This window comes from Lacibacter sp. H375 (assembly GCF_037892425.1).
Classification (GTDB): Bacteria; Bacteroidota; Bacteroidia; order Chitinophagales; family Chitinophagaceae; genus Lacibacter.
Window position 1 is genome coordinate 1,954,140 of the sequence record NZ_JBBKTT010000001.1, and the last position, 11,667, is coordinate 1,965,806.

Genomic DNA, 11,667 nt, shown 5'->3' on the forward strand with positions numbered 1-11,667 from the left:
TTATCTCATGGAGTTCGTTAAAAAAAATCAATACCGTATATCTCTTTTATCCGGCATTGTTTTATCGCTTGCTGCTTATCTGTTTAATCCATTCGGGTTAGATGCAACAGCCAACAAAGCTGTAGCCGTTGCCGTTTTTATGATCACCTGGTGGATAAGTGAAGCATTGCCCATGCCAGCCGTTGCATTGATTCCATTGGTGTTATTGCCATTGTTCAATGTAAGCACTATGGAAGAAACAGCGAAAGCTTACAGCAACCCCGTGATCTTTTTATTCATGGGTGGGTTCATGATCGGACTTGCTATTGAAAAATGGAACCTGCATAAACGTATTGCCTTAAGCATTGTACAAAAAACCGGCACCAGCGGTAACCGTATCATCCTTGGGTTTATTATTGCCACAGCATTTTTAAGTATGTGGCTCAGCAACACGGCTACAACCATGATGATGTTTCCTATTGCATTAAGTGTAATTGCAGTAATGAAGGAACATGAGCAGCAAGGTACAAGTCTGGCTAATTTTTCATTGGTTCTAATGCTTGTGATCGCCTATGCCAGTAACATCGGTGGTATTTCAACCATCATTGGCACACCGCCAAATGTTGCCTTTGTTGCATTTATCGAAAAGAAATACAATTATGATATTCAGTTTATTGATTGGATGTTGGTATGCACGCCGATCGCTATACTCTTACTCATTGCTTTATATTTTGTATTGGTGAAATGGATGTTTCCCAGCCGCATCAGTAACAGTGAGGAAGCAAATCAATACATCAAGGATGAGATCAAAGCATTGGGCCAAATGTCTGTTGCAGAAAAAAGAGTCCTCATCATTTTTGTTGGCACTGCATTGTTGTGGATCACAAAAGACCTGTTGAATCAATTAGGCTGGTTCAAATTGAACGATAGTATGATCGCACTTATTGGTGCGTTGTTTTTATTTGCAACACCTGCAGGCAAACAAAAAGAGGATAAAGTATCCATGTTGCTAACGTGGACCGATACCTCAAAAATGGCTTGGGGTATTTTGTTATTGTTTGGTGGCGGTATAGCTCTGGCCAATTCATTGGAGCAGGTAGGTGTAATGGCGCAGGTAGGGAAATGGCTGGCCGGGTTCAGTAATATGCACGGACTGGTGCTTGTATTGGTGATCGTTGTCATCTGTATTTTCTTAAGCGAAGTAATGAGTAATGTAGCACAGGTAATTGTATTGGCGCCCGTGCTTGGCTCATTGGCTGATGCATTGCATCTTGATCCGCTGTTGCTTGGTATACCTATGACGCTTGCTGCCAGTGCCGCTTCTATGATGCCCATGGGTACACCGCCGAATGCTATTGTGTTCAGTAGCGGCTACATCAAATTAAAAGACATGATCAAAGCGGGTTTTGTAATGAACATTGTAAGCATTATACTTATCAGTTTGTTTTGCTGGTATGTATTACCGTTGGTGATGGCTGTTGTGGCGAAATAGAATGATTCTTGCGTGTTTTGTGATTAATCAAGAATTCACATCAGTACTTTCTTCCCGTATATTTAGCGTACACATTTTAACTACTGCATATGAAACGTAGAGATTTTCTCCGCAACAGTACATTGGCCGGTGCCACCACATTGGTTGCTGCTGCCTGCAATACCAATACAGAAGAAAAGAAAACAACAGCGATAGCTGAAGCCGCTGATGATCTGTTTGAATTGAACGAACTGACGATCGATGAAATGCAACAAAAAATGGTGGCGGGTACTTACTCAAGTGAACAACTCACCAACTTATACCTGCAACGTATTGCGGCCATTGATAAAAGCGGACCAACGCTCAATTCGGTCATTGAACTGAACCCTGATGCAATGTCGATCGCTAAACAAATGGATGCGGAACGTAAAGCCGGCAAACTGCGTGGACCTTTGCACGGCATACCTGTTTTGATCAAGGACAATATTGATACAGCCGATAAAATGATGACAACAGCAGGGTCACTTGCATTGGCCGGACATGTTGCAACGAAGGACGCATTTATTGTGACGAAGTTGCGTGAAGCAGGTGCGGTGTTGTTGGGTAAAACAAATTTATCGGAGTGGGCAAATTTCAGATCAACCAAATCATGTTCGGGTTGGAGTAGTCGAGGTGGGCAAACAAAAAATCCTTACATCCTCGATCATAATCCATGCGGTTCAAGTTCGGGTTCGGGAGTGGCGGTTGCTGCCAATTTATGTGCGGTGGCAGTGGGTACGGAAACGGATGGATCGGTTACATGTCCTGCATCGGTAAACGGAACAGTGGGTATTAAACCAACAGTTGGTTTGCTGAGCCGCAGCGGTATCATTCCCATTTCTGCAACACAGGATACAGCTGGTCCGCTTGCACGTACGGTAAAAGATGCGGCGATTTTATTAGGGGCAATGACGGGTGTTGATGCGAATGATGTCATCACCAAAGAAAGTGAAGGCAAAGCAGTAACTGATTATACAAAGTTTCTTGACGCAAATGCATTAAAAGGAAAACGATTGGGTTTTGAGAAAAAGAAATATGAGAACCAGTTTTTGAATCGGCTACTTGATATAGCCATTGCACTCATGAAACAACAAGGTGCTGAAATAATTGAACTCGAGTACTTAGATAAACTGAATGAATTAGGGAATGCAGAATTTGAATTGATGAAGTTTGAATTTAAAGATGGATTGAATAAGTATTTGTCGACTGCTAATGCCTCTGTAAAAACCATTGCTGATGTAATTGCCTTCAACAAAACAAATGAAGACAAGGTGATGCCCACCTTCAAACAGGAAACAATGGTCATGAGTGAAGCAAAAGCAGGGCTCGACAGTAAGGAATACAAAGAAGCGTTTGAGAAAAGTCATGTTGGTTCGAAAAAGATCATTGATGCGTTGTTGCAGGAACATAAACTCGATGCATTGTTTGGTTTAACAATGGGGCCTGCCTGCAGCATCGATACGATATATGGAGATCGTTGGGGTGATGTGTTTCTTACATCGCCTGCAGCAATGAGTGGTTACCCACACATCAGCGTACCATGCGGCATGGTCTATGCATTGCCGGTTGGTCTTTCGTTTTTCAGCACGGCTTATAAAGAAGGCGAACTGATCGCTCTTGCATATGCGTTTGAACAGGCGGGAAAACACAGGCAAAAGCCGGAGTTTAAGAAAGCGTTTCTGGACAAGGCATAACAAAGTATTGGATGTATGGTTGAATGGATGACTGCACGCTACAGTAACTTCGCCACTCAAAAAAGATCGATGCAAAAATTTCTTTCCCTGCTTTTATTGCTCATGCTCCGTGTTACTCTTTTACCTGCACAGGTAAGCAAGGTAACCTTATCGGGCATGGTGAAAGAAAGTAACAGTAAAACAGGGTTGTCGTTTGTAAATATTACATTGAAGAAAAGCAGCGACAGCAGTTTTATTGCAGGCACTATTACCAATGAAGAAGGCCGTTTCAGTTTTACAGATATTAAAACAGGCGAATACATTTTACAAAGTTCTTATACCGGTTTTCTCACGAAGTATCAACCGGTGTTGATCGGTACACTCAGCCCATTCCTTGATCTTGGTGCTATTGAATTACAACGAGACAGCAAACAACTACAGGAGGTGATTGTAGATGCCAGGCCCGATGAAGTTGGGAACAAGATGGATAAGAAAAGTTATTCTGTTGCTTCAAACATCAGCCAAAGTGGAGGTTCAGTATTACAGGCATTGAAAAATTTACCAGGCGTTACAACCAACCAGGATGGAAAAGTTGAATTGCGTGGAAGTGATAAAGTAGTGGTGTTGATAGATGGTAAGCAAACTGCATTAACCGGCTTCGGGAGTCAAACCGGTTTGGATAATCTTCCTGCTTCCGCTATTGAACGCATTGAGATCATCAATAACCCATCTGCTAAGTATGATGCGAATGGTAATGCAGGCATCATCAATATCATCTATAAGAAAAATAAGCAGGAAGGCTTTAATGGAAAGCTTGCTCTTACAACCGGCTTAGGTGCTTTGTGGCAAAAGAAAGAAAATCTTCCAACGGTACGTCCGCAATACCAGGCAACACCCAAGATCAATCCATCGCTTTCATTGAACTATCGTAAAAATAAAGTGAATACTTTTTTACAGGCTGATTGGTTGTATACTGAAACACTGAATAAAAATGAATTTACTACACGTGCGTATGAAAACGGCAGCATTATTCATCAACAACTTAAACGAAACAGGAACACCCATTTTTTAACAACAAAGGCAGGTGTGGATTGGAATATCAACAGCACCAATATGCTTACTGTGTCGGGATTGTTTGGAATTGAAAAAATTATTGATCGTGGTGATCAGCCTTTTTTTAACGGCGATTATTCCAAACGTGAGCGTATGTGGCAATTTCTGGAAGATGAGTTGAAAACAACTGCTGTTGCGTCAGCAGCATATCAACATAAATTTAAACAGGCAGGTCATTTGCTGAACATCAGTTTTAATTATACGTTTCACCGGGAGGATGAGAAGTATAATTTTGTAAACATCATGCCTTCTTACACAGGTCTTGATTCATTTAAATTGCTTTCGGATGAACATGTTGCTGATTTGATGCTCGATTACGTAAAACCGTTGAAGCACGGTCGTATTGAAGGAGGCATTAAATTCCGCTATCGTGATATTCCCACCAACATGCACTTTAAACCCGGGGTTAATTCTCCGCTTGATATAAATGCCGGTGGTGCTGCAACCTATACTGAAATAATTCCGGCGCTGTACAGCAACTATGTTTTTGAAACAAAAAAACTGGAAGCAGAAGTTGGTTTGCGTGTTGAGTATGTAGATCTGCAATACAAAGTAAATCCTAATCACAATACGTATAAAAGTGATGGCTATGATTACACACAGCCTTTTCCGAATGTACGACTGGCGTGGAAACTTAATGAGCAGAATAAACTATCGCTTTTTTATAACAGGCGTGTTGACAGGCCAAATGAAGTAGATATTCGCATTTTTCCAAAATATGATGATGCGGAAATTATTAAAGTTGGTAACCCTGCTGTTAAACCACAGTTTACCAATACCTACGAACTGGGCTATAAAACCAATCTGAAGAAAGGTTATTTCTATGCCGCACTGTATCACCGCAGTACCAATGGAACCATTCTGCGTATTGCAACACAGGCGCCGCCGTCTACATTGATCTATACCGTTTTTCAAAATGCAGGACGCAGCAGCAACACAGGTACTGAAGTTATTCTGCAACAGGATTTTTCTACTGTCTTTTCGTTGAATACAAATGCAACTGTGTACCGTAATATAATTGAAGCGTTTACCGTGCAGAATAAATATCCTGTTGCTTCAACCTATTCAGCCGAAAGGCAAACATATACCTCGGGTAATATAAAACTGAACGGGCTTTTTCATTTTGTAAAGCAAACTGATCTGCAGCTTACGGCTATTTACCAGGCTCCTGATATTTTCCCGCAGGGAAAGATCGGCACACGTTTTTCCGTTGATGTGGGTGTGAAAAAAATTATCCAGAAAGGAAAAGGCGAACTGCTGCTGAATGTTAGTGACCTTTTCAATACCCTTCAGATTGAACGGGAAACTTATGGCAACGGCTTTACCTTTAAAAGTATTGATTATTACGAAACGCAGGTGTTTCGTATTGGTTACAGTTACAAGTTTTAAGCACCTTCTTTTATTTGCTTCAATTTTCACTCAGCAAGAGTTCCTCAAACGTTGAAACGGAAAAATATTTTCAGCTGCTGTAAGTTTTTGTTCCCATATCGCAACCTATGGTTTATAAGGTCTACCTTAAGCCGGTTAGCAAACAGCTGAGGAGGAACAATAACAGGATGGAGCAAGCATTTTTAATAGACATACAGAATAATCAAAACATCATTTACAAGGTTTGCAACTTGTATCGTGACAGAAGGGAAGATCAGGAAGATCTGTTCCAGGAGATCGTGTATCAACTCTGGAAAGCCTACCCGGGTTTTAAAGGCGAAGCAAAACTTAGTACCTGGATGTATAGAATTGCATTGAACACAGCTATTGCGGCTTATCGCAAACCAAAGGTTGATATTACATACCCCGAAGAAATTCCGGATCATGTGCATTATGCAGCAGAGCTAAACAGTTCAGAAAACGAAGAACGGCTGTTTCGTGCCCTGCGCATATTAACCGATGCAGAGAAAGCTGTGATCTCACTTTACCTCGAAGATTACAGTTACCAGGAAATTGCCGGCATTACCGGGTTAACTGAAAGCAACGTTGGCGTAAGATTGAACCGCATTAAATCAAAATTAAAAGAACGATTAAATTAATTTATGGAACTGAATGAATTAAAATCGGGCTGGCAAAATGCCGGCGGTAATTACAGAACCGAGGCCGACCTGGAACGTATGACCAAACTCAATCATCATCCTACCTTAAAACGGATACGCATCAAAATGATTATTGAAACTGTTGTGCTTTCCTTTTTCATGTTTGTGTATTACGATTGGTTTGATGGCGATAAAAAACCTCTGTACGCAAACCTGCTGCTGTTTGCCGGAGTGCTGCTTTATATTTTCAATGATCTGATTGGTTATATCTCATTAGCAAAACCAGTAATGAAAGAGAATCTGCGATCATCTGTTCAGCACTTGTTAAATAAGGTAAAGCGATTATCAATCCTGTCACTTGTTATATCATTCTTCTACAGCGTTTGTTTGCTTGCTTTTTTTCTATCAGTCATTACATTCACAAAAGAAAAAAGTTTTATTCTGCTGGGGATGATCCTGGTGCTGGTGCAGCTCACACATATCTCTTATAAAGTGTGGCGTAACTGGATATTGAAACTGGAGCTGCAGGTTAAAGACTTTGCAGAGCAGAACTAAGTTGATGGAATAACTACTTACTATCCCTAAAGAATAAAGCCCCCGATCTCTCGGGGGCTTTCTAAATGACTTCAATGCTTTTGGGTTTTCTTGTCCGTATTATCCTTTTTCGCAGGGTACAGAAGTCATTTGGTTTTCATAGAGCCGTAATTCAAAACGGGCGGCTTTTGGATACTTGGTTTTCAATACTGCTTTGCAGCAGGGTTTGGATTTGGATCTTGGTTCTTGGGTTTGGATTGGATTTTTTCGGTCTTTCTATTGGATATTGTTTTCTTCTTCGATGAAGTAAAACTACAACCTTCAAACACCCATAACAACTATTTTGACATTGTATTTTCAAAAACATACAGCAGTATGCACTGCAGCTAAGTGGCTGTACTTAGTACACTTTTAAAGAAAGTACACGTGTTGAAATGAACGACAGCTGTTATGAGAGTAAGTACTACAAGCAATGACAGAAGTAAACGACAACAATTGTTTATGCAACAAAACAATCATGTTGCATAAATGTTTCGGGATGCGTTGAAAATGTAAAAACTACTTAGTAAGAACACGTTTATTTTGTTTGCTAAAAAAATCTTTAATTTGATCATCAAACCAGAACTCCCAAAAACCACTTACATGAAACGAATACTACTTTCTTTTCTCACCCTCGTGTTATTCCACCAACTTTCAGCCCAATGCGTAGGCATGGGAAGCATCAATTACCAGCAATGGAACAACGTAACGGGTGGCAACATCATTAATCTTACGTCTATTATTGGTTATCCGAACAATCCTTCTGTAACAGACATTCGCAGTTCTTTTGAAAACACTGCCAATGTTGGTAACAATCTTGGTGTAAGGATGTATGGTTATCTCTGTGTGCCAACAACCGGCACTTATACTTTCTGGATCGCTGCAGACAATGCAGGTGAATTATGGTTAAGCAGTACAGCTCTGCCGCTGAATAAAACAAGAATTGCTTACACGTCTAAAGCGTGTAAGTATCGTCAATGGAATGCTTCAACGTCACAAAAATCGGTGGGCATTTTATTAGTTGCAGGCGTAAAATATTATGTTGAAGCATTAATGAAAGAAACAACCGGCAGCGACAATCTTTCGGTTGGTTGGTCTAAACCGGGACAAAGCACATCTGCCCCAAGCGAAATTATTCCGGGTAGTAATCTTTCTACTGATCTTCTTTTTGATTCAGAGCCTCCATCTGCTCCTGCCGGCCTTGCAGCAGATTTCATCACAACATCTTCTTTTGTATTGAAGTGGAATGCCTCAACCGACAATGTTGGCGTTACAGGTTATGATATCTATCGCAATGGTGTTAAGATCAACAGCAGCACGCTTACATATACTTCTTATAGTGTAACGGGTCTTTCCGCTAATACGATGTACAACATGACGGTTCGGGCAAAAGATGCAGCAGGTAACGAATCAACAAGTGCAGTATTCCCGGTTACAACAATTTCATCTGTTGCGGCATCTGAATCGTTCAGTGTACGTACCGTAATTGACCGTCAGCGAATGCCACATGATCTGGTGTATGGTCCTGATAATAATATCTGGTATACCGAGCGTTTTGGAGGTACCGTTAGTTTTGTTAACCCTGCAACCGGGGCTAAACGTATTGTTTTAACCCTTGGATCAAAAATGGTGCGTGTTGGCGGACAAGATGGTTTGATGGGTCTTGCATTACACCCAGCATTCAGTACAGGAAAACCATTTGTATATATTGCTTATACTTATCAATCGCTCAGTGCTACTGTTCGCAGAATGCGGATTGAACGTTACAGCTATGATGCATTTTCACAAACGTTAATTGATCCGGTTACAATACTTGAAAATATTCCCGGCAGTAACGATCATAATTCTGCACGTTTGGCAGTTGGTCCCGATGAGAAATTGTATTTCAGTGTAGGTGATATGGGTGCAGGGCAGTATGATAATATCAGTCGTGCAAACAATGCACAAAATCTTTCAATCCTTGAAGGTAAAATCCTTCGTTTGAATACAGAATTAATAAGCGGTTCCTGGATACCTGCTGATAATCCATTCACAAGCGGTGGTCAGCCAACTGCTGTTTATTCACTTGGTCATCGTAACCCGCAAGGTTTGGTTTGGGGCAATGTAAATGGAACAAATATTTTATACAGCACAGAGCATGGTCCGTTTAGTGATGATGAAGTGAATGTGGTTGAAAGCGGAAGAAATTTTGGTTGGCCGCAAGTGGCAGGTTATTGCGATGGTAACTACAATGGACGCAATATTGGTGGCTTTAACGTAGTGAGTGAACAAGTGAATTGCGCAACCTTAAATGCAAAAGAACCATTACGTTCAATTTATCCGGCAGTAAATCCTCCATCCGGTGGCGATAATATGCTGTGGCCTTCTATGGCTCCATCAGGTACAGAATTTTATGGCAGCACGGCAATTCCCGGCTGGCAGAATTCAGTTTTGGTAGCGATGTTGAAAGCGGGCACCATTACCCGTTACCAGTTAAGTAATAATGGTTTGCAGATCATTTCTGATACCATTAATTATTTCCGTGGTATGGGTCGCTTCCGTGATGTGGTGGTGAGTACTGATGGAACAAAAATTTATGTAGCCACCGATTCAAGCGGTTCAACATCGGGCCCGACAGGTAATGTAACTACAACACCTGCAAACCCTGGTTGTATTCTTGAGTTTACTTTTAATGGCGGTGCATTCCGTCAGTTTGTGCAAACAACTCCTGTTGATAACAGGGTGAAAGAAGAGAAGAAGGATAAAACAATTGATATTTATCCGAACCCTGCCACCAACTTTATTGTTGTATATAATTACAGCACAGAAGCAGGACGCCTAATTGAACTCTTTGATGTGAAGGGACGCAGAGTGAAGCAACAGGCTGCTAATGGCTTGGCAACACGTATGGAAACAAGCGAATTGCCTGCAGGTATGTATGTACTTCGTGTTACTGCTTCAAGTGGTACAGTGTTACGTACAGAAAAGTTAATCATTAACCGATAGTTCTTTCCTGATGTATCATACAGGCTGGCTCAATTCTGAGCCGGCCTTTTTTTATGATAAAATGTGAGTGGTGAAATCCAATGCTTCCCCGTCTTCGTAGCTAAGTCCTAAACTCACACGTATGAAGAAGACAACTCAACTCGTTGGCCTCATTGTAATGTTATGCTCTGTTCTTGTCATGAGCTGTAGCAAGATCAACGATGGCAATAAAAACGGCAAAGGACCTAAACTCGAATTTTTTGCCTTGATCAACAGCAATACACTTGCTAAATACGATGCATCAAAACCGGAGAATGCAATTTCAAGTGTATCGATCACAGGTATGCAATCAGCAGAAACAATGCTTGCCATTGATTTTCGCCCTGCAACCGGACAATTATATGGTGTTGGCAGCAGCAGCCGCATTTATGTAATTAATACAACAACAGGCGAAGCAAGAGCAATTGGAACTACTTCATTTTCTCCTGCTCTGGCTGGCGATGTAGCAGCTTTTGATTTTAATCCAACAGTTGATCGTATTCGTTTGATTTCAACCGGGGGACAAAACCTTCGCCTTAATCCTGAAACAGGAGCTGTTGCGGCAACTGATGGTGCAATCAATATTGGCGGAACAGCAAATGCAAATATTTCTGCTGCTGCTTATATTGAAAACAAAGCCGGTGCTTCTACAACTGTTTTGTTTGATATTGATGTAAATAATGATATTCTATATAAACAAGATCCACCCAATGCAGGTGGATTAGTGGCCGTTGGTAACCTTGGAATTGACTTATCAGGAACAGGGGAATTCGATATTGCTGCTTCAAACAATATTGCACTGGCTGTTTACAATAGCGGAAGCACCCCGTCTGTTTTTACCATTGATCTTACAACCGGTAAAGCAGAAAATGTGGGTATGCTTGGTGGTGCAGCAAGTGTAAGAGGTATTGCTATTCCAACATTAACTGTTGCATACGCAGTACAGAACGGAACAACTTTGCTTATCATGAATCCTGATGAACCCGTTGTAGTGAGTAAACCGATTACGGGAACTGCAACAGGCGAAACAATTGTGGGGTTAGATTTTCGCCCTGCTAACGGTCAGCTTTATGCGCTGGGCAGCCAAAGCAATCTTTATACAATTAATACATCAAGTGGAGCTGCCGCAAAAGTAGGCGTTCAATTTACAACCTTACTTACAGGAACTGATTTTGGGTTTGATTTTAACCCTACAGTTGATCGCATACGTGTTGTGAGTAATAGTGGTTTAAATCTTCGGTTACATCCTGTTACTGGTTTAGTGGCAGCAGTTGATCTTAATTTAACTGAAGGTTCATCAGTAGGTGCTGCTGCATACACAAACAATTTTGCAGGTGCAACAACTACTGTTTTATTTGATATTGATGTAACAGTAGATAAACTATACAAACAAGACCCGCCCAATAATGGTACGCTTGTCGCCATTGGTGATCTTGGCCTTAACGCAACATCAATAGGCGGGTTTGATATTGGAGGCACAAGTGGAAATGCCTGGGCTGTTTTAACTGTAGATGGAAAAACACGTATACACAAGATCAATTTAAGCAACGGATCGGCTTCTCCTTCACCTGCTAACTTCGAATTCAGTGGCGGTGCAATTACTGCATTTACAATCGGTTTAGGATTTTAATGCTGATGGTGAGTAGTTTTTAGTGTAAGCAGGACGAAAGTCCTGCTTTTTTGTTTGCTGATTGTTCAGGTATTTAAAACGGATAGTTATTGACTCCAGGTAGTGAATAAGAGGGAATGACAAAAAAAAATTACTTTAGGGGTAACAAATAACTGCTTG

At 41.1% G+C, this 11,667-nt stretch carries 7 protein-coding genes; all 7 read left to right on the top strand.

Features of this window, described 5'->3' with window-relative positions; genetic code table 11:
• Nucleotides 1-7: 7 nt before the first annotated feature.
• The 7 genes from WG954_RS08625 (at nucleotide 8) to WG954_RS08655 (ending at nucleotide 11,508) form a co-directional block, all read left to right on the top strand.
• Nucleotides 8-1,471, top strand: coding sequence for an SLC13 family permease (locus WG954_RS08625; RefSeq protein WP_340435540.1), 1,464 nt, complete (start codon nucleotides 8-10; stop codon nucleotides 1,469-1,471).
• 89 nt (nucleotides 1,472-1,560) lie between these two features.
• Nucleotides 1,561-3,183, top strand: coding sequence for an amidase (locus WG954_RS08630; RefSeq protein WP_340435542.1), 1,623 nt, complete (start codon nucleotides 1,561-1,563; stop codon nucleotides 3,181-3,183).
• Nucleotides 3,184-3,252: 69 nt separating this feature from the next.
• Nucleotides 3,253-5,664 carry a TonB-dependent receptor gene (locus WG954_RS08635; protein WP_340435544.1) on the top strand — a complete coding sequence of 804 codons (2,412 nt, stop codon included), beginning with the start codon at nucleotides 3,253-3,255 and terminating at the stop codon, nucleotides 5,662-5,664.
• A 167-nt stretch (nucleotides 5,665-5,831) separates the two neighbouring features.
• Nucleotides 5,832-6,302 (top strand): RNA polymerase sigma factor, encoded by a 471-nt coding sequence (locus WG954_RS08640; RefSeq protein ID WP_340435546.1) that lies wholly within the window; start codon nucleotides 5,832-5,834, stop codon nucleotides 6,300-6,302.
• Nucleotides 6,303-6,305: 3 nt separating this feature from the next.
• A complete protein-coding gene (locus tag WG954_RS08645) occupies nucleotides 6,306-6,857 on the top strand; it encodes a hypothetical protein (protein ID WP_340435548.1) in 552 nt (183 codons plus the stop codon).
• A 621-nt stretch (nucleotides 6,858-7,478) separates the two neighbouring features.
• On the top strand, nucleotides 7,479-9,860 hold the full coding sequence (locus WG954_RS08650; protein WP_340435550.1) for a PQQ-dependent sugar dehydrogenase: 2,382 nt from the start codon (nucleotides 7,479-7,481) through the stop codon (nucleotides 9,858-9,860).
• A gap of 121 nt (nucleotides 9,861-9,981) precedes the next feature.
• The gene (locus WG954_RS08655; RefSeq protein WP_340435552.1) at nucleotides 9,982-11,508 is read left to right on the top strand and encodes a DUF4394 domain-containing protein; all 1,527 of its coding nucleotides are present in this window, start codon (nucleotides 9,982-9,984) and stop codon (nucleotides 11,506-11,508) included.
• The last annotated feature ends 159 nt before the right edge of the window (nucleotides 11,509-11,667 follow it).